This is a genomic window from Humibacter ginsenosidimutans (assembly GCF_007859675.1).
GTDB classification, from domain to species: domain Bacteria; phylum Actinomycetota; class Actinomycetes; order Actinomycetales; family Microbacteriaceae; genus Humibacter; species Humibacter ginsenosidimutans.
The window spans coordinates 3047424-3066388 of record NZ_CP042305.1 but is presented as its reverse complement, the minus strand read 5'-3'; the positions used below and the strand labels follow the sequence as shown (position 1 = coordinate 3066388).

General features: G+C 68.2%; 18 protein-coding genes. 8 read left to right on the top strand and 10 right to left on the bottom strand.

The annotated features are described in order from the left end of the window. Positions 1 to 153 precede the first annotated feature (153 nt). The 3 genes from FPZ11_RS14115 to FPZ11_RS14105 all read right to left on the bottom strand — a co-directional run bounded on the left by FPZ11_RS14115 (position 154) and on the right by FPZ11_RS14105 (position 2285). Positions 154 to 1014 (bottom strand): DUF4097 family beta strand repeat-containing protein, encoded by an 861-nt coding sequence (locus FPZ11_RS14115; RefSeq protein ID WP_146321777.1) that lies wholly within the window; start codon positions 1012 to 1014, stop codon positions 154 to 156. A gap of 40 nt (positions 1015 to 1054) precedes the next feature. Next, complete coding sequence (locus FPZ11_RS14110) at positions 1055 to 1561, bottom strand: toxin-antitoxin system HicB family antitoxin (RefSeq protein WP_146321776.1); 507 nt, start codon at positions 1559 to 1561, stop codon at positions 1055 to 1057. A gap of 85 nt (positions 1562 to 1646) precedes the next feature. Continuing rightward, positions 1647 to 2285, bottom strand: a complete 639-nt coding sequence (locus FPZ11_RS14105; RefSeq protein ID WP_246846273.1) for an amidase domain-containing protein — start codon at positions 2283 to 2285, stop codon at positions 1647 to 1649. A 180-nt stretch (positions 2286 to 2465) separates the two neighbouring features. Between FPZ11_RS14105 and FPZ11_RS14100 the strand changes: the two genes are divergently transcribed. Beyond that, a complete protein-coding gene (locus FPZ11_RS14100; protein ID WP_146321774.1) occupies positions 2466 to 3896 on the top strand; it encodes a L,D-transpeptidase family protein in 1431 nt (476 codons plus the stop codon). 46 nt (positions 3897 to 3942) lie between these two features. Here FPZ11_RS14100 and FPZ11_RS14095 read toward each other — a convergent pair whose 3' ends face one another. Then, the gene (locus FPZ11_RS14095) at positions 3943 to 4935 is read right to left on the bottom strand and encodes an amidase domain-containing protein (protein WP_146321773.1); all 993 of its coding nucleotides are present in this window, start codon (positions 4933 to 4935) and stop codon (positions 3943 to 3945) included. 345 nt (positions 4936 to 5280) lie between these two features. Here FPZ11_RS14095 and FPZ11_RS14090 point away from each other — a divergent pair, with 345 nt between their 5' ends. The 3 genes from FPZ11_RS14090 to FPZ11_RS14080 all read left to right on the top strand — a co-directional run bounded on the left by FPZ11_RS14090 (position 5281) and on the right by FPZ11_RS14080 (position 9988). Further along, on the top strand, positions 5281 to 7467 hold the full coding sequence (locus FPZ11_RS14090; protein ID WP_146321772.1) for an MDR family MFS transporter: 2187 nt from the start codon (positions 5281 to 5283) through the stop codon (positions 7465 to 7467). 222 nt (positions 7468 to 7689) lie between these two features. Then, positions 7690 to 8703 (top strand): LacI family DNA-binding transcriptional regulator, encoded by a 1014-nt coding sequence (locus FPZ11_RS14085; RefSeq protein WP_146321771.1) that lies wholly within the window; start codon positions 7690 to 7692, stop codon positions 8701 to 8703. A 52-nt stretch (positions 8704 to 8755) separates the two neighbouring features. Then, positions 8756 to 9988, top strand: coding sequence for an MFS transporter (locus FPZ11_RS14080; protein ID WP_146321770.1), 1233 nt, complete (start codon positions 8756 to 8758; stop codon positions 9986 to 9988). Positions 9989 to 10088: 100 nt separating this feature from the next. Here the strand turns inward: FPZ11_RS14080 and FPZ11_RS14075 are convergent, their stop codons facing one another. Beyond that, the gene (locus FPZ11_RS14075) at positions 10089 to 10943 is read right to left on the bottom strand and encodes a DNA-methyltransferase (RefSeq protein ID WP_146321769.1); all 855 of its coding nucleotides are present in this window, start codon (positions 10941 to 10943) and stop codon (positions 10089 to 10091) included. A 121-nt stretch (positions 10944 to 11064) separates the two neighbouring features. On the opposite strand from FPZ11_RS14075, the gene FPZ11_RS14070 reads away from it, so the two are divergent. Then, entirely contained in the window at positions 11065 to 11352 is a 288-nt protein-coding gene (locus tag FPZ11_RS14070) for a GNAT family N-acetyltransferase (protein WP_146321768.1), read from the top strand. Positions 11353 to 11380: 28 nt separating this feature from the next. On the opposite strand, the gene FPZ11_RS14065 is transcribed toward FPZ11_RS14070, so the two are convergent. The 3 genes from FPZ11_RS14065 to FPZ11_RS14055 form a co-directional block, all read right to left on the bottom strand. Then, positions 11381 to 11686 (bottom strand): hypothetical protein, encoded by a 306-nt coding sequence (locus FPZ11_RS14065; RefSeq protein WP_146321767.1) that lies wholly within the window; start codon positions 11684 to 11686, stop codon positions 11381 to 11383. 75 nt (positions 11687 to 11761) lie between these two features. Continuing rightward, positions 11762 to 12811 (bottom strand): lipoate-protein ligase LplAB, encoded by a 1050-nt coding sequence (lplAB, locus tag FPZ11_RS14060; RefSeq protein WP_146321766.1) that lies wholly within the window; start codon positions 12809 to 12811, stop codon positions 11762 to 11764. Positions 12812 to 12940: 129 nt separating this feature from the next. Then, positions 12941 to 13696, bottom strand: coding sequence for a pyridoxamine 5'-phosphate oxidase family protein (locus tag FPZ11_RS14055; RefSeq protein WP_146321765.1), 756 nt, complete (start codon positions 13694 to 13696; stop codon positions 12941 to 12943). A gap of 69 nt (positions 13697 to 13765) precedes the next feature. Here FPZ11_RS14055 and pdxR point away from each other — a divergent pair, with 69 nt between their 5' ends. After that, entirely contained in the window at positions 13766 to 15184 is a 1419-nt protein-coding gene (pdxR, locus tag FPZ11_RS14050; protein WP_168203837.1) for a MocR-like pyridoxine biosynthesis transcription factor PdxR, read from the top strand. A gap of 54 nt (positions 15185 to 15238) precedes the next feature. On the opposite strand, the gene FPZ11_RS14045 is transcribed toward pdxR, so the two are convergent. Further along, a complete protein-coding gene (locus FPZ11_RS14045; RefSeq protein ID WP_146321763.1) occupies positions 15239 to 15862 on the bottom strand; it encodes a hypothetical protein in 624 nt (207 codons plus the stop codon). A 272-nt stretch (positions 15863 to 16134) separates the two neighbouring features. After that, positions 16135 to 16980, bottom strand: a complete 846-nt coding sequence (locus FPZ11_RS14040; RefSeq protein ID WP_146321762.1) for an alpha/beta fold hydrolase — start codon at positions 16978 to 16980, stop codon at positions 16135 to 16137. Between the two features lie 185 nt (positions 16981 to 17165). On the opposite strand from FPZ11_RS14040, the gene FPZ11_RS14035 reads away from it, so the two are divergent. Beyond that, a complete protein-coding gene (locus tag FPZ11_RS14035) occupies positions 17166 to 17636 on the top strand; it encodes a MarR family winged helix-turn-helix transcriptional regulator (protein WP_146321761.1) in 471 nt (156 codons plus the stop codon). Between the two features lie 5 nt (positions 17637 to 17641). Further along, positions 17642 to 18955: an MFS transporter gene (locus tag FPZ11_RS14030; protein ID WP_146321760.1), complete on the top strand. Its 1314-nt coding sequence runs from the start codon at positions 17642 to 17644 to the stop codon at positions 18953 to 18955. Positions 18956 to 18965: the final 10 nt, after the last annotated feature.

Below are 18965 nucleotides of genomic sequence, written 5' to 3'. Positions count from 1 at the left end.
CGGTGCGGCTCTCGCATGCCCGCCCTGTTTTCGGGCGCACCGATCACCGCCTCGGTGCAGGCGTTCGTCGTCGTGCCGTTCAGGTCGCGAAGTTCGCCCTTATGGGCCCTGACAAGGGCCGTTCGTGCAACCTGAAGTCGATGGATGGATGGATCAGGTGAGCGGCCGTCGGATGGTGATGGACGCGTAGTCCGCGTGGGCCGTGACGGCGACCGTGCGGTCGGTCTCGACCGGGGCCGAGGTGGTCTCCAGGCCGTTGTGCACCGCACCGTGCTTCGATGCGATGTCGAGCCAGGCGGCCGTGCCTTCCGGCACGCCGACCTCGATCGAGCCATAGCCGCCGTCGATCCGCACCTCGCCGGTGCCGACCCGATCGATGCGCACCTCGCCGTGGGCGCATTTGATCTCGGCCGAGCCGTTCAACTGCTCGATGAGCACGTCACCGGTGACCGACCTCATGGTCAAGGGTCCCTCGACCTCGCCGAACACCGTGCTGCCCGTGGTGTTCTTGACGTAGCCCTCGCCCTCGAGCGTGCCGACGCGAATGGACCCAGCGCCGTTGGTCACGCGCAGCGGGCCGCCGACGCGGCCGGCCTGAATCGCACCGGCACCGCTGTGCAGCGTGGTGGCTCCGGCGTGCTCGACGCGGAGCTCGCCCGCCCCGGTGCGCAACGAGCACTCACCGAGCACCCCCTCGGTGGTGGCGTTGCCCGCGCCGAGCTTGCCCTCCAGGCTCGACCCGGTCGGCACGGTGATGTCGACGATCAGCCGGGGGCTGCCGCTGAACCAGGTGTAGTAGCGCAGGGTGCGGGCGATCCGCAGGCCGAGCACGCCGTCGATGAAGTCGACGCTCACCTCGCCCAGGGCCCGCACGTCGTCTTTCTTGGTGGGGTCTGCAGCCTTCACGGAGACCGTGGTGGTCGTGGTGTCGGTCGCCGTGACCCGCAGGGCGACGACGACGAGCAGGTCGAGCACGACCCGGATCGGCTGCGGAGTCTCGTACTCGGTTTCCATGGTGCCTCTCCTCTGCATGTCTTCGAGCTGGCGCATCTCTTCAGCGCACCCAACCGGTGACGCGCTTGCCGTTGGTCTCGAACGAGATCGTTCTGCGTGTTCCGCCGTCGAGCGTGGCGGCGATGGCCCGCACCAGCCAGGTGTTCACCGACACGCCGTCGCGGGCGGCGGCCGCCTCGACCCGTGTCTTGAGCTCATCGGGAAGCCGCAACGTGGTGCGGATCGTCGCACCCTCTTCACCGTCGACGGGAGTGGATGCCTCCGGCGCGGCGACCGCGGCCGGCTCGGGAGCCGAGTCCCAGTTCGGAGCCGGCGTGACGACGAACTCCGGCTCACGTCCGCGCAGCCGCACCTCGACCGACCCGGGAGCGAGTTCCGCGGTGATCTCGGCCGCGGCGCCGCCGAGTGCCTCGAGCAGCATGAGCCGTGCCGCGGCATCCAGAGCCGTCGTCAGTCGCCCGGCCGTCTCACGCGTCTCGTCGGTGCCGGCCGCGGCCGCCGCCGCCAGCTGGTGCTGAAGTTCGTCGACGTATCTCCCGAGTTCCATGACACCATGGTGACACCACTATGGTGTCACGTCAAGCGGTTCGGAGATTTGAATGACACCACGTGGTGTCACGCCGCCGTCATGCCTACTTTGTCGGGGTCGGGCTGGCCGTCGACGGCAACGCGATGTGCCAGAAGTGGCCGGTCGCGTCCTTGTACTCCTTGTCGAGCACATAGTCGAGGTCGCGATACTTCGTGTCCTTGTTGTGTCCGGCCATCTTGATGTCGATGTGCTTCTTGCCGTCCACCGTGGTGTCGATCACCTTGCTCACGATTTCGACGTGGTCGAGCGTTCCATCACCCCAGTCGAACATCACGATGTCGCCGACGGCGATCTTCGACCGCTTGTTCAGCGGATATTCGGTCAGTCCCAGTGCCTTCGCATTCTGCTCGAAGTAGGCATTCATCGCCGGCACGTAGCCCCACGCCGGGCTCCAGTCGGCCGCCGCATCGTGGTTGTACCAGGTGCCGTTCATCTTCCAGCCGCGAGCGATGAGCGTCTGGCTCACGAAGTTCGCGCAGTCGCCGCCGACCGGGTTGAGGTCTCCGTAGACCTTCGTGTTGTAATGGTTCCAGTGCGCCATGGCGTAGTCGTATTGCTTCTGGATGGGCTCGGGCAGCGGGGCCGGCCCCGCCGAGCATCCGGCGAGTGCGAGCACCACCACGAGCGAGAGAGCGGATGCTCCGCGCCACCGACCGTGCCTCTTGCGCTTCGTCTCCGCCATGCCTTCGACGGTAGCGGGGGCATCCTGTGCGTCGGCACGACGGGCCGGGCTCCCGGTGGATACCGAGGTCGGCCGGGAGACCATACCTGATAGACAGTCCAGTTGTCGTGTGCAAAGCGCGGTTATATTGTCTTTTGACGTTTTCGCCCAGCGGGGGGTCACCGAGCGAACGAGGCAGCCGTGACAGATCAGTTGACACACGATTCTGTCGTCGGCGACGGCCAGAACGAGCCGAAGCCGGCGGAGACGGCCGCCGCACCCCGGGCCGAGGCCGCCGAAGCGGCGCCCGCACCGAAGCGCAAGCGCCGCTTCCTCTGGCTCTGGATCGCGGGCGGAGCCTTCGTGGTGGTGCTCGCCGCGGCGCTCACCCTTCTGATCGCCCCTGGCACCACGGTCGCCGGGGTTCCCGTCGGCGGCCTGCCGCCGAGCATCGCGGCGAACGTCGTCTCGCAGCGCCTCGCCGATGCGACGATCACCGTCGACGGCACCAGGGTGACCGGCCGTCAGCTCGGCGTGCAGGTGAAGGCCGGTGAGCTGACGAATCGGGCGCTCGCCGACCGTCCTCTGTGGAACGTCGGCGCATGGTTCGGCGCTCCGATCGAGGCGCCCGTCACGTTCGAAGCCGGCAAGGCGGACAAGACCCTGCAGCAGGCGCTCCCCGCTCACTACACGACGTCGACGGATGCCACCCTCGAGCTCGTGAGCAAGGCCTACATCGCCAAGCCCGCCGTGCCGGGCACCAAGGTGGACACCACGGCGCTCGCGCGGTCGCTGCAGAAGGCCTTCGGCCGCGACCTCGATCACGTCTCCGTGCGCACGACGCAGGCCGCAACGCAGCCTCCGATCAGCACAGACACTGCGGCGGCCACGGCGAAGAAGCTCAACGGCATGCTCGGCACGATCGGCTTCTACGTCGGCACCGAGCGCACGGTGCCCGTCGCACCGGATGTCGCGGCATCCTGGCTGACCGTGACTCCCGACGACAGCACGGGGAGCTTCTCGATCGCTGCCGACCAGGACAAGATCCAGGCGGCCGTCGACGGACTGCCCGGCAAGGTGAACCGGCAGGCCGTCAACGCGCAGAACATCGTCAACAGTGCAGGAGCGGTGCTGCGCGTCGACACCGCGGGCAAGACCGGTCGCACGCTCGGTGACACCAGCGGCGTGGCCCAGGCGTTCGCGACCCAGCTCAGCGACGGCAATGCCGAGTACCGCCTCCCCGTGACCGAGACCCCGTTCCAGACGACGAGCCTGAAGCGCAGCATCGACGTGGATCTGAGCACGCAGCGCCTGTCCATGATCCAGAACGGTGCGGTCGTCGGCTCCTGGCCGATCTCGTCGGGGCTTTCCGCGACGCCGACACCGACCGGCCATTTCACCGTCAACGTGCACGTTCGCGAGCAGACGATGTCGAGCACGCAGTACGGCTACAGCGTGCCGAACGTGCAATGGGTGATGTACTTCGACGGCAACGGCGACGGCTTCCACGGCGTGTACTGGCACAACAACTTCGGGCACCCGATGAGCCACGGCTGCGTCGGAATGCCGAACAGCGAGGCCGAGCAGCTCTACGACTGGTCGCCTGACGGCATCGAGGTCTACATCCACTGACCTCACGCCGGAGAGCTCCCGCGCGGCGCTTCGCCGGCGCGGCTCGTCAGCGGGTCAGATGCCAGAAGTGACCGGTCGACCCGGGATGCTGCGTGGTGATGGTGGTGTCGAGGTCGCGGTAGGCGTAGTCGTCGTTGTGGCTCGCCATGGAGATCTTGTACTGACCGTCGACCACGTCGATCTTGTCGACGACCTGCGTGTGGTCCGGCGAGGTGTCATCTCCCCAGAAGAAGATCGCGACGTCACCGAGCGCCACCTTCGCCCTGTCGGCCTGGCTCGCGAAGTCGAGCTTCTCGAGCCCGAGCGCCGAAGCGTTGTCCGAGAAGTACTGATCCATCGACGGCACGTAGCCCCACGCCGGACTCCAGTCGGCCGCCGCGTCGTGGTTGTACCAGTCGTCGTTCATGGTCCAGCCGCGCGCGATGAGGGTCTGGCTCACGAAGTTGGCGCAGTCGCCGCCCTGCGGGTTGAGGTTGCCGTACTGGGCGGTGTTGTAGTTGTTCCAGTGCGCGAGAGCGTAGGTCATCTGCGCGGCGACGCCGCCGGACGCGGAATACTGCAGGGCATCCGGCTGCTTGGCCAGCACCTTGCCGTTGGCGCCGAGCAGACTCAGCGACACCGCCGCCGGCTGATAGTCAGCGGCGGCCGGCGCCGTCGCGACGACCTTGGTCGGAGTCACCGACGTGACATCGACGGCGGTGCTGCCGAACACGACCTTGTCCACATGCTGCAGATCTGTGCCGTGGATGACGACCTTCTGACCCAGCACCGAGGTCTGCGTCGGGTTCACGGCCGACACCGTCGGCGTCACGGGAGCGGTGGCCGCTGCGCGGCGAGTCGCGGACTGAGCCGGCGACGAGCATCCGGCGAGCATGAGGGCGGATGCCGCGACGAACCCGCCGAGCACGGCCCTGCGGTTCACTTCGCGGTGGCGGTCGAGGCGCGGCAGACCACGCGGACCCCGGGGCGCAGACGTAGTGTTGTCGGTGCGCTCAGGGGCTTCGTACGAGCCGCTGAAGTCACTGGATGTCTCAGGCATGACCGCAACGACGGTACGCGGACAGCCTTGGAATCAGCGGTGTACCACTTACGGGGGCCCTCAGTGTGCACGGATGAGCGATGCGTTCGCCCCGGGCGAACCGTGCGATCTTTCAGGGGGTAAGTTCCGTCGGGCCCGCAGTACGGGTGTAACTTTGCAGTCACCGCAAAATTCTTTGCGCTGCTCCTACCCTGGCCGACGATGGCAGCTCCCGTCGTCCGGGATGCCTTCGGTCAGCGCCTCACAAGCCATTCGGCAGACACAGCAATTCAGCAGAAGTCCGGGGATCCATGTCAGAAGCCGCCACACCCGCGTCGGTGCCAGCCGCGCCGAAAAAATCCCATCATGTCCCATCGCCAGATCCTCTTCGTGATCTTCGGCCTGATGGCCGGCATGTTCCTTTCCGCGCTCGACCAGACGGTCGTGGGAACCGCCATCCGCACCATCGGCGACGACCTGCACGGTCTCAGCCAGCAGGCCTGGGTCACCACGGCATACCTGATCGTCTCCACGATCGCCACGCCGATCTACGGCAAGCTGTCCGACATCTTCGGCAGGCGGCCGCTGTTCATCATCGCGATCGTCATCTTCGTGATCGGCTCGATCCTGTCGTCGTTCTCGACCTCGATGATCGAGCTCGCGGTGTTCCGCGCGATTCAGGGTCTCGGTGCTGGAGGCCTGATGTCGATGCCGCTGGCGATCATGGGCGACATCCTCGCACCGCGCGAGCGAGCGAAATACCAGGGGTACTTCCTTGCCGTCTTCGGCATCTCGAGTGTTGCCGGCCCGCTGATCGGCGGCCTCTTCGCGGGCGCGAACCAGATTCTGTGGATCGCCGGATGGCGCTGGGTCTTCCTCATCAACGTGCCGATCGGCATCATCGCGCTGATCATCGTGGTGCTCTTCCTGCACATCCCCCGGCACGGGCATCACTCGGTGCGCATCGACTGGTGGGGTGCAGCAGGTGTGATCGTGGCTCTCGTGCCACTGCTGCTCGTCGCCGAGAAGGGCCAGGACTGGGGCTGGGTGAGCGGCTACTCGATCGCGTGCTACGTGGTCGGCGCCGTCGGCATCATCGGATTCATCATCATCGAGATGCTGATGAAGGATGACGCACTCATCCCGCTCAAGATCTTCCGCTCCGCGACCTTCTCCATGGCGACGGTCATCGGCGTGCTGGTCGGCTTCGGAATGTTCGGCGCCATGCTGACCCTCCCGCTGTACCTGCAGCTGGTGCTGGGTGCGACCCCGACCGAGAGCGGACTTCAACTGCTGCCGATGATCCTCGGGCTCATGATCGCGTCGATCGCCAGCGGCCAGATCATCGCGCGCACCGGCCGTTACCGTCAGTTCCCGATTCTCGGCACGCTGTTCCTCGCCGGCGGGTTCCTCTGGCTGACCTTCGCGAAGTACGACACGAGCTACTGGTTCCTCGCCGGGGCCATGCTGCTCATCGGTCTCGGCCTCGGCCAGATGATGCAGACGCTCACCATCGCGAGCCAGAACGCGGTCGACGCTCGCGACATGGGTGTGGCGACCAGCGCATCCACGTTCTTCCGACAGATCGGCGGAACGCTGGGCACGGCTGTGCTCATCTCGCTGCTGTTCACGGTGATGCCTGCGAACATCCAGACGTCGCTGAGCGACAAGGCCACGCTGACGGCCGCTCTGGATGCCGCGTTCAACCCCGCAGTCGCGAATGCGCCCGAGAACAAGGGCATCATGGACACGATCTACGATCCGATCGTGACCAACGTCACCAAGGAGACCACTCAGACTCTCCAGACCACCGTCGACAAGGCCAAGAGCGAGGGCGCCGCCGCCGGCAAGAAGGCGGCGGAGGCCCAGGTGCAGCAGCAGGTCGCGGCGGGCCAGATCCCGCAGAGCGAGGCGGCCGCCGCAGAAGCAGCGGCTGGGGCAGCGGGCGCTGCAGCAGGCCAGAAGGCCGCCGTCGAGAAGGTGGGGCCGGCCATCCAGCAGAAGGTTCCGGTCGCACGTGTGGCTGACGACGGCACTGTGACGCTCGACTTCACGAACGCGAGCGATCGCGACGCGTTCGTCGAGACTCTGGTGCCGACGCTGCAGAAGCAGTTCGAGAAGTCGAGCGGCAAGTCCAAGGTGAGCAGCAGCTCGATCAACGACACATCGTTCCTGAAGGACGCGAATCCCGCACTGGCCAAGCCGTTCCTGGTGGGCTTCAACGCCTCGGCGGTGACCGTCTACTGGGTGGCCATGTTCGTCGTGCTGGTGGCGTTCATACTCTCGCTGTTCTTCAAGACACCTCCGCTGCGTGCCAAGTCCGCGCTGCAGGAGGCCGCCGACAAGAGCGAGGAGATGCGTGCCGTCGAGGCTGCGCAGGAGACGGGCTCGCTCACGCTTCCCGATGCCCAGGCAGACGGAGCGCTCGTCGGCACGGGCACGGAGCTTCCGGCCGATCACGGTCGTCACTCGGCGCCCGGTGAAGCGGATGCCGCGCCACGGCACAACGGCGGACGGCACAGTTCCGGCCAGGGCGGCGTCGTGACGCCGTAGCGAGGCGGGACGCCACGGCATCCCTCGCTCGTACAGTGCTCCGATGCGTGTCGAGGCCTGGAGGGATCGTGGATCAGAAGTGACGTGAAGGCGACGGCATGCGTGCCGTCGCCTTCACGCATCCCCGGTCCCTCGCGGATGATCGCGCTCTCACGATGGCTCGCCTCTGAGCCGGATTCGCGATAGGTTCGCAGGGCGACACGACGGCCGAAAGGGGGCGAGATGGGTCTGAGATCCGAGGCACAGGCGCCGACGCTGGAGATGGTGGCGGCGAAGGCCGGGGTCTCGCGCGCCACGGTTTCCCGCGTCGTGAACGGATCGCCCAAGGTCAAGCCCGACCTCATCGAGGCCGTCAACGCCGCGATCGCCGAGCTGAACTACGTGCCCAACAGAGCGGCGCGCTCCCTCGCGAGCCGACGCACGGAGTCCATCGCGCTGGTCATTCCGGAGTCGACGTCGCGCGTGTTCACCGACCCGTTCTTCGCGCTCATCATCCAGGGCGTCGCCGTCTACCTGGCGTCGACCGACTACACGCTCGGCATCGTGGTGGCCTCCGAGACCAACCCCGACAAGACCAGGCGTTACCTCACCGGGGGCAACATCGACGGCGCGCTCGTGGTCTCGCACCACTCCGGCGACCATTCCTACGACCGGCTCGGCCAGGCGGTTCCCGTGGTGTTCGGCGGACGTCCTCTGCACTCCGACGGTGAGAGCTACTACGTCGACGTCGACAACATCGACGGCTCCTACACCGCGACCAAGCACCTGATCGACCGCGGCCGCACGCACATCGCGACCATCGCCGGACCGGCCGACATGCCGGCCGGATTCGACCGAGAGCTGGGCTGGCGTCGCGCCATGACCGAGGCCGGCCTCGACGCGACGCTCATCGAGTGGGGCGACTTCTCGCCGGCGTCCGGCGTGATGGCGATGCGCCGCCTGCTGGCACGCAAGGCCCCCGTGGATGCCGTGTTCGCGGCGAACGATCAGATGGCACTGGGTGCGTACCAGGCCATCGCGGAGGCGGGACTGGGCATCCCCGGAGACATCGCGGTCGTCGGATACGACGACGACGCGCTCGGATCGGCGGCGGCTCCCTCGCTGACCACGATGCACCAGTCGATGAACGAGCTCGGCGCCGCCATGGCCGAGAAGCTCGTGAAGCGCATCGAGGGCGAAGAGGTGGAGCACGCGACGATCCTCGAGACGAGGCTCATCGTGCGCAGCTCCAGCTGAGCGCGGCTCCGGCCGGCGCGCGATCGGCCACCACGTAGGCTGAACGGCAGCGATGAGAAACCCTGGCGAGCAGTCGACCTTCTCCCTGTTGCTGGGTGCGACGGGAAAGGCCTATTTCCCCATCGCCTTCATCGCCCGCTTCCCGTACGCGATGATCGTCGTCGGCGTGCTCACGCTGATCGTCACGATGCGCCACTCGCTCGCGCTCGGCGGCCTCGTCTCGGCGTGCGTCGGGCTCGGCACGGCAGCGGTCGGCCCGTTGATCGGCGCCGCCGCCGATCGCTTCGGGCAGCGGCGAGTCGTGCTCGCCGCCGGCATCGCCAACGGCATCACGCTGCTGCTGATCGCCTGGGCCGCGAGCGCGGCGCCCGACGCCATCGTGCTGGCGGTCGCGCTGCTCATCGGGGCCACGGCACCCCAGGTGTCACCCCTCTCGCGGAGTCGGCTCGTGGGCATCATCTCGACGCGGATGCCTGTGGGCCGGCGCGCGGGCATCCTCAATTCGACGTTCTCGTACGAGTCCGCCGCCGACGAGGTCACCTTCGTGTTCGGTCCGGTGCTCGTCGGCGCCCTCGCCACGACGGTCGGACCGCAGGCCGCCGTGATCGGTGCCGCGCTGCTCGAGTTCGTGTTCGTCACGGCGTTCGCGCTGCACCCGACGAGCAGGCTCGCCGCGCACGAGACGGCGGTGCGGGAACGCGAGCCGGTGGGAGCTCTGCTGCGCCCGCCGTTGCTCGTTCTGATCATCGGCTCTGTCGGCGTCGGGCTGTTCTTCGGGGCGATGCTCACCTCGCTGACGGCGATCATGACCGTGCTCGGCAGCGCGGACCAGTCAGGGCTGATGTACGGCGCGATGGGCGTCGGATCGGCCGCATTCGCACTCGGGGTGGCGCTGTTCCCCGCCCGCTTCACGTTGCGCGCACGATGGCTGACCTTCGCCGCCGTGCTCTTCATCGGTGCCGGCCTGTTCGCTCTGCTGAGCGGATCGATCGGAGGCATCCTCACCGCGCTCTTCCTGGCGGGCATCGGTGTGGGACCCACGCTCGTCACGCTGTACAGCCTCGCGGCGGTGCGTAGCCCCGCCGGACGTTCGGCAACGGTCATGACCATGCTCGGGTCGGGGATCGTGGTGGGGCAGGCCGCGGCATCCGGGATCGTGGGGGCCCTGGCATCCGCGACCTCGGCGCATGCCGCCGGCTATGCACCGGTGATCGCCGCGCTCATCGTGCTGGCCGCCGCGCTCGTCAACTGGCCGCTCAGCAGGCCGGATCGAGCACGGGCGTAGGCAGCACTTTCGCGAGGAGGAACCGGCACTCTCGCGGAGAGGATCCCGCCCTCTCGGCGCGGGAAGTCACACGCTCGGCGAGAGAGGACACGCTCGCGGGTCAGCGAAACGCGACGTCGGGCATCAGGGCGAAGCGGGTGCGCATCACGGCGATCGCATCGGGGTTGCTGTCGACGAGCACGAAGCGGCGGCCGAGCGCGGCGGCCACCGCCCCCGTTGTGCCGCTGCCCGCGAAGAAGTCGAGCACCCAGTCCCCCTGCCGCGAGGATGCCTGCACCATGCGCCGCACCACGCCCTCCGGTTTCTGCGTCGGGTACCCGGTCTTCTCGCGTCCCGTGGTCGTGACGATGGTGTGCCACCACACGTCCGTTGGCAGCTTGCCGCGCGACGCCTTCTCGGCCGTGACGAGGCCGGGGGCCATGTACGGTTCGCGATCGACGGCATCCGAATCGAAGTGGTAGCCCTTCGGGTTCTTCACGTACACGAGGATCGTGTCGTGCTTCGCCGGCCACCGTCGCTTCGACTTGCCGCCGTAGTCGTAGGCCCAGATGATCTCGTTGAGAAACGATGCCCGCCCGAACAGAGCGTCGAGCAGCACCTTCGCGTAGTGCGCCTCGTGGTAGTCGAGGTGCAGATAGAGTGTGCCGTCGTCCGCGAGCAGCCGCCACGCCTCGATCAGCCGCGGCTCGAGGAACTCCCAGTAGTCGTCGAACCTGTCGTCGTAGCGCAGCAGGTCGCCGCGGATGCGCTCATAGCCGCGACCCTGGAACCCGGCGATCGCACCCTCGGCCTCGGTGCGCACCGCCGTGACGGTGCGCCGCTGCTGCGCGCGGCCCGTGTTGAACGGCGGGTCGAGGTAGATCACGGTGAAAGAGGCATCCGGAAGCGTCGGCAGCACCGCCAGGTTGTCGCCCTCGAACACCGTGTTCGGGCTCTCGGTCGACCATGCTGGCATTGCTCCATTCTGGTCGGTGCCGGGGCCCGGCCCCGATCCGACGATCCGCACCGGTGCCCGAAATCCGGCCCGACCGGCAAATCGCCGCGCTCTCTCGGCACACCGTGCCTATGGTGACGTCATGAGTGCACAGGTGCGTGATGACCGGGATGCCTCCCGCTACGTGATCGAGCAGGGCGGCCAGGTGGTCGGCGCGGCGTATTACAAGCGGTTCGACGATCACATCGTGTTCACCCACACGGAGGTCGACGAAGGACATCAGGGCGAGGGTCTGGCGAGCGAACTCGTGCAATCCGCGCTCGACGACACCCGAAACGCGGGGCTGCGCGTCGTTGCGCTGTGCCCGTACGTGCGGTCGTGGCTGCAGCGACACAAGGCCTACCAGGACCTGTTGCACCAGCCCGCCTGAGCATCCCGCTCAAAGGCCGCAGCTGCGGTCAGCGCAGCGGCTTGCCGTCGGAGTCGAGCTGGATGCGCACGGGCCCGTCTCCGAAGATGCCCTTGTCGCCGTCGCCCGGAATGGGCGCAGGCACCGGAAGACGTGCTTGCCTGTCGAGCTCGACCTGGGCTTCGTACTTCGCCGGAGCGAAGACCTCGTCGCCGATCATCAGCACTCCGCCTCCGCGGGAGGACCCTCCGCTCGGCTTGCGGCTCTTGTCACTGAGGTCGATCACGCCGATGCTGTGCACACCCCAGAGCAGCACGCCGAGAACGACGATGCCACCGAGGATCCACCAGACCACGCGGGTATCTTATGGGACCCGGGTGACACGGCTCTGGGCATCACCCGGGTGCAGCATCGGAAGCGCTCGGGCCGGCTACGGCACGCGGTACAGCCACTCCTCGGTGGCGAACTTCTCGGCGACCAGGCGCTCCGCGTCCTCGTACTCCGCGTCGGAGATCTCGCCGGGCTTCGCACCGTAGAGCTCGGTGAACGTCTGCTTCATGCGCTCGATGATCTCCGCGCGGCTGAGGCCCGACTGCGCCTTGAGCGGGTCGACGCGCTTCGCGGCCGACGCGATGCCCTTGTCGCTGATCTTCTCGCGACCGATGCGCAGCACCTCGGTCATCTTCTGACCGTCCATGTCGTAGCTCATGGTCACGTGATGCAGCACGGCGCCGTTCTTGAACCGTTTCTGCGCGGCGCCGCCGATCTTGCCCTGCGGGCTGGCGATGTCGTTGAGCGGCTTGTATGTGGCGTCCACTCCCAGCGAGCGCAGCGCGACGAGGGCCCAGTCATCCAGGTAGGCGTAGCTGTCGGCGAAGCTCATGCCGGAGACGAGCTCGGCGGGCACGTACAGCGAATAGGTGACGACGTTGCCCTTCTCCATCATCATGGCGCCGCCGCCTGTGATGCGTCGCACGACGTCGAAACCGTACTTGGCCGCCCCCTCCGGGTCGACCTCGTTCTTCACCGACTGGAAGCTGCCGATCACCACGGCCGACTCGTCCCACTCCCAGATGCGCAGCGTGGGACCGCGGTGCCCGGCGGCGAGCGAGTTGCTCATCGCCTCATCGAGCGCGAGGTGCAGCCGCGGCGGCACGGCCTTGGCGTGCACGATGCTCCAGTCGTAGTCGCGCCACGTGGTCGCGTTGGAGAGGGAGCGACGCACCGCGACGCCGACCGCCTCGGGCGAGAAGCCCAGCAGCACGGCATCCGTCGGCAGAGCGCGACGCACGGCGTCGGCGATCGAGGATGTGTCGGACTCCGCGGAGAGGCCCGTCACGGCCGCGTCGATCGCCTCGAGAGCCGAGTCGGGTTCGAGAAAGAAGTCGCCCGCCAAGTGGAAGTCCACGATCGCGCCGTCGACAACGTCGAAGTCGACGACCACGAGCTTTCCGCCAGGAACCTTGTACTCACCGTGCATGCGTCAAGCCTGTCACGAGCGCGCTTCGGCCGCTCGGCACGCCGCTGGTCGAGGAGCGGCGCGCAGCGGTGCGTCTCGACACCGGGATGTTGTCGGGTTTCGAGACGCGCGCTGCGCGGGCTCCTCAACCTACGGACGCCGCATCGCGGCACCGAGCAGTTGCGCACGCGCCCTGCCACGGGCGGCGAGCTCGGCCGCGCGCGCGGTGACCGACGCGGGGACCGGTGCCGCGGCATCCGTTCCGGCGCTCACGATCGGTTCGGCCGCAGTCACCGACAGCGGCAGGATGCCCGCCCACACGCCGTGGTCCTCGCCGTCCTCCGGCGACTCGCCGCCGATGCCCACGGCGCGCACCTTGACGCTCACCTGGTCGAGCGGCAGCTGCAGAACCTGCGTGGAGGCCAGCTCCTTGCCCGTGATCTCGCGAACCTCGGCTCGGCGGCCCGGCATGAGGTGGTCGCCGACGATCCAGAGCGCCTTCTGGCGCAGCTCGAACGGCACGACGGTGGCGCGTCCGTAGACCATCGCGCTGCGATAGTCCGCCGAGCTGTCGTTCAGCGACCGCGCGAAGACGAGGCTGTCGATGTGGGTGACGGTCGCCGAGATCGGCACACCTTCGGTGCCTGCGTCGAGGAAGAGCCCGCCGCCGGTCGAGCCGTGCAGGAGCATCCTTCGCCCGAGCCCGTCTCCGAGATCGCCGACGGCGTAGAGGTAGGGCAGCACGATGGGTTCACCGCCTCGCACCATGCCGACGTGCGCCACGATGCCCTCTTCGAGAATGTGTTCGAGCACGGCGGGGTCGTACGACTGGCGGTCGTGCTTGCGCCGCACTTCGAGGCTCACCTGGGGGTCGGATGCGTCGGCGGAGGTCGCGTCTGTGCTCATGGTGCCATGATGTCGCGCCATGTGGTCTAGTAGAAGGGCCAGATCTCACGCATGCGATTGGACCACTTCGTGACCCTGACGAACGAGCTCTCCGCGATTCCCTCCACGAAGGCCGCGCGGGTCGCCGACACCGTGCGGGAGATGATCCGCGACGGCAGGCTGATCGCGGGCGATCCGCTGCCGTCGACGCGGGCACTCGCCGCCGAACTGGGTGTGGCCCGCGGCACCGTCGTGACGGCATACGAACAGCTCGATGGCGAGGGCTACATCGAGACGCGGCACGGGAGGGCGTCCAGGGTCGCGGTGTCGCTGGTCGGCGAGCGAGAGCCGGGACATGCTGAGGTGCGGGCACCGCAGGAGCAGCGCGGAGCATCCCGCGTCTCGCTGGTGCCGGGGCTGCCGCGCATCAGCGCCATCTCGACGAAGGAGTGGCGGGCGGCGTGGCGCTGGGCGGCATCCCGACCGCTGCTCGACGCCTTTCCCGACCGCCTCGGCGAAGAGGCGTTGCGCGTGCAGATCGCCAGGCAGCTCGGCTTCAGCCGCGGCTTCGCGCCGGCGGTGGGCGATGTGATCGTCACCACGGGCACGAGCGACTCGATCTCCGTGCTCGTCGAGGCGATGGGCGCCGGATGCCGCGTCGCGGTCGAGACACCCGGTTACCGCAGCGGCCAGAAGGCCGCCGTGAGCGCGGGCGCGACGCTCGTGCCGATCGGGGTGGACGACGAGGGCCTGCTGCTCGACGAGCTCGTCGCCGGCCACCGCCGCGCGCGCATCGACGTCGTCATGGTCACCCCGAGCCATCAGTATCCGCTGGGCGGGGTCATGCCGCTGGCGACGCGGCAACGCCTGCTCGCATGGGCCGCCGCCGAAGACGTGCTCGTCGTCGAGGACGACTACGACAGCGAGTTCAGGCACACGGGAGCCCCGCTGCCCGCGCTGGCCGCCATCGATTCCGCAGGCGTGGTCGCGCACATCGGCAGCTTCTCCAAGATGCTCAACCCGCAGTTGCGCACGGGATACCTCGTGACTCCGCCGCACGGCGTCGTCGCCGATCGACTGCGCGCGGTCCGCGACGCTCGCGGCGCGGCCGTCGCCGTTCCCGTGCAGGATGCCGTTGCCCGCCTGCTCGCAACGGGTGCCGTGCGCAGACACATCGCGCGCATGCGCCGCGACTACGCGCACAAGCGCGAGCTGGTGCAGAGGATGCTGTCGGGCATCCGGGGCGTGCATGTCGGCGCGCTCGCGGGCGGGCTGCACGCAGTGGTCACGTGGGATGGGGCGGCGAACGGTGCCGGGTCTGGTCCCGATCTCGTCACGCGCCTCGAGGCCCAGGGCGTCGAGGTGGCGGCGCTGGAGGACTACGCGGTCGACGGTGCGCACCCTGCCGCCGACGGCATCGTGCTGGGGTACGGACACGTCAGCGCGACGGCGCTGGGCGCGGCGCTGGAGGTCATCGTGCGGGAGCTGCGAGGCCCGGGCGCGCCGTAGTCGAGTCGGATAGGCGGAGCACCCACCGCAGTGGAGTTCAGCCGGCCTTCGCTACTACTGCTCGACGGGGCGTGTGCGGTGAAAGTACTGCACGCACAGCACGACGATCGCGCAGATGGCCGCACCCACCACGATCAGGTAAGCGGCGACCGTGAGCGGCAGCGGCTGCACCCGGAGCTCGGAGGGCAGGCGCGTCCCCAGCACCTCGAGCAGGGCGCCGAGCGGGATGACGAGGCGGGCGAGCAGCCCCCAGATGTCGCGCCGATGCAGCGCTGCACCGATGCGGGCGAGCGGCCAGCAGACGACGGCCGCGCAGGCCGACCACATCGCGAGATCCGTCAGGGCGTCGCCCCAGCGCGTGACCATGGGCGCGTGCATCGGATCCGCCATCGCCACCGGGTTCGAGAGGTCGAAATCGTTGTACCTGCCGAGACTCAGGTCTGACACGTAGTAGCCGGCCACGGCCGCGACGAGCACGATCAGCACCGTCAAGGTATGGCGCCTGGGAGTGAGTGCGGCGGCGGCGATGCCGATCGCGGCCCACGACCATCCGTCGCCGAGAAACTGGGGCAGCATGTGGATGCCGGAGGCATTCACGACAGAGGTCACCGCACCGAAGACCGCGCCCGCTCCCGCCAGCAGCCCGATCCTCGTCGTCGTGTCACCCCACACCGCCACGCGTCAACCGTAGTGGCGAGCGGCCAGCTCGCCACAGCAGTTCGGCCTCTGCTCCGGGCGGACGCCGGTACGGCCTCCTGCCGGGGTCGCTCGCACAAGACACCCCGGCGACGGAACGAGCTGCGGCGGATGCCGAGCCATGCCCTCGACATCCGCCGCACGTGGCCGCGCTGCGGCCGGCCGGAGTGAACCGACGCGCCCCACGCGAATCGCGAGAGAGCGCTCTCAGTAGTGTGAGGCGTACGGCACCGGGTGTCAAGACGACAGGGCTGTCAGACCCGCTGTGGAAAGCGCGCGTCCAGCCACAGCACGAGGTCGCGCATGACCTCGTCGCGGTTGGTCTCGTTGAACACCTCGTGGCGCGCGCCGGGGTAGATCTCGAGGGTGGTGTCGGTGAAGCCGGCGCGGTGCTCGTAGGCGGCCACGAGCATCCTCGCGCTCTTCGGACCGCCCAGGGAGTCCTCCTCGCCGATCATGACGAGCAGCGGCAGATCGTGGATGCCCCGCGCCGGCCGCCCGTACAGCCGCAGTCCGTCCGCCACCCCGAACAGTTTGAGCACTTTGGCGTCGAACGTGAGTGGATCGACGGCGAAGTCGGCGGCCACCTGCGGATCGCGGCTCAGCCACTCATAACCCGTGGTGCCCAGCTGCTTGTGGTGCTTGTTGAGGTCACCCGCCTCCATGTGCAGGGGCGTGCGGTAGGCGGTGCCGGTGAGTACGAGTGCATCGAGCTCGTCCGCGTGGTCGTTGACGAGCATCTGCGAGGTCAGCGACCCCATGCTGTGGCCGAGAAGCACCAGCGGCACGCCCGGGTTCTCGGCGCGGATGATGCCGTTCAGCTGCCGGATGTCCTCGACGGCCGCGCGCAGCCCGCCCGGACCCAGCCGCCCCAACTTCGAGCGGTCCCCGTTCCACTGGTCGAGGCCGGTCTGCCCGTGACCACGCTGATCGGCCGCGTAGACGGAGTAGCCGTTCTCGTTGAGCACCGACACCAGGGGCTCATACCGCGTCGCGTACTCGCCGATGCCGTGCACGAGGTGGATCACGGCACGCGGATGCCCCACCCGCCACACGTAGTAGGTGACGGTCACGCCCTGTTCGTCGTCGAAGGTCGGCACGGGCCGATTCTGCCACGACGCGGCATCTCACTCGCCGCCCGCCCGTTTTCAGGACATTTCACGACCCGAGGACACTGTGTGGATGCCTCGCCACATGTCCTGAAAACGGGCGACCGACGCGCTGGCCGGCGGCGGTCGCACGGCCGCCGAATAATTAGCAAGGCTAATTTGTTATGCTAAGGGTCATGGCATCCGCAGTCTCTCTCCCCCCGGCACCTCGGCAGGGCGCGAAGCGGGTCTCCAATCACGAGCTTTCGACGAACCTGCGCATCGCCTCCGCACGGCTCACCCGTCGGCTGCGCGCCGAGAAGCCCGACGGCGACCTCAGTGACGGGCAGTACAGCGTGCTCGCGTTCGTCTGCCGCGAGGGCGCGAAGACGCTCGGCGAGCTCAGCAGGTACGAGCGCGTCACGCCGCCGTCGATGAACCGCACGGTCAACCAGCTCGAGGCAGCAGGGTATGTGGTGCGCGAGGCATCCGCCGACGACCGGCGCAAGGTGCTGTTCGTGCCAACGGATGCCGGTCGCGGCTTGGTCAAGGAGACCCGGCGCCGCCGCGACGCCTGGCTCGACCGCCGGCTCGCGAAGCTGCCGCCCGAGACGCGCGCGCTGCTCGCCGACGCCGCCGACGTGATCAGAGAGCTGGCCGACTCGTGAGGGCGATGTTCCGATCGCTCTCGTCGCTGAACTACCGCATCTGGTTCGCGGGTGCCCTCGTCTCGAACGTCGGTACCTGGATGCAGCGCACCGCGCAGGACTGGATCGTGCTGACCCAGCTCACCAAGGGCGACGCCCTCGCCGTGGGCATCGTGATGGCGCTTCAGTTCGGTCCGCAGCTCGTGCTGCTGCCTGTCACGGGCTGGGCGGCCGATCGCTTCGACCGGCGCAAACTGCTCATGGCCACGCAGGGCGCCATGGGGCTGCTGGGTCTCGGGCTGGGCATCCTGACCATCACCGGTGCGGTGCAGCTGTGGCACGTCTACCTGTTCGCGCTGCTGCTCGGCATCGTCGCCGCCTTCGACTCGCCTGCCAGACAGACGTTCGTCGGCGACCTCGTCGGCACGAGCCTGCTGGGCAACGCGGTCGCGCTCAACTCGGCGTCGTTCAACGCCGCCCGCCTGCTCGGACCCGCCGTCGCCGGGCTGCTGACCGCCGCTGTCGGCGCCGGCTGGGTCTTTCTCATCAACGCCGTCAGCTTCATCGCGGTGCTCGCGTCGCTGACCCTCATGCGCCGCGACCAGCTGAACCACACGAAGCGGGCATCCCGGTCTCGCGGCGGCATGATCGGCGGCTTCCGCTACGTGAAGGGCCGCCCCGACCTGATCTCGATCTTCATCATGGTGTTCGTGGTCGGAACGTTCGGCCTGAACTTTCCGATCTTCGTGGCGAGCATGGCGAGCACCGTGTTCCACAAGGGAGCCGGCGAGTACGGACTTCTCTCGTCGGTGATGGCCGTGGGATCGGTTCTCGGTGCGTTGCTGGCAGCCCGCCGCGAACGTCCGAGGGCTCAGCTTCTGGCCGTCGCGGCCACGATCTTCGGCATCGGATCGCTCGGCGCGGCACTCGCACCCGACTACTGGCTCTTCGGTGCGGCGCTCGCGGTGGTCGGCGTGGCATCCCAGACCTTCAACACCACGGCCAACGGTGTCGTGCAGCTGTCGACGGATCCCGCGGTGCGCGGTCGCGTGATGGCCATCTACATGGCGATCTTCATGGGCGGCACCCCGATCGGTGCTCCGATCGTCGGCTGGGTGGCGGATGCCTACGGGCCGCGCTGGGCGCTCGTCGTAGGGGCGGCATCCGGGTTCGTCGCCGCCGCGGTCGGTGTGTTCTACATGGTGCGCTACCGGGGGATGCGTCTGGCCTTCACCGAGCGCAGGCTGCGGTTCACGTTCGCGACTCCCACGCGTCCGATCGCGATCGCCGAGATGCAGGCCGACGAGGCGGTCGCGAACAAGGCGTCGGCTTCGGCCTGAGCGTTCGGAT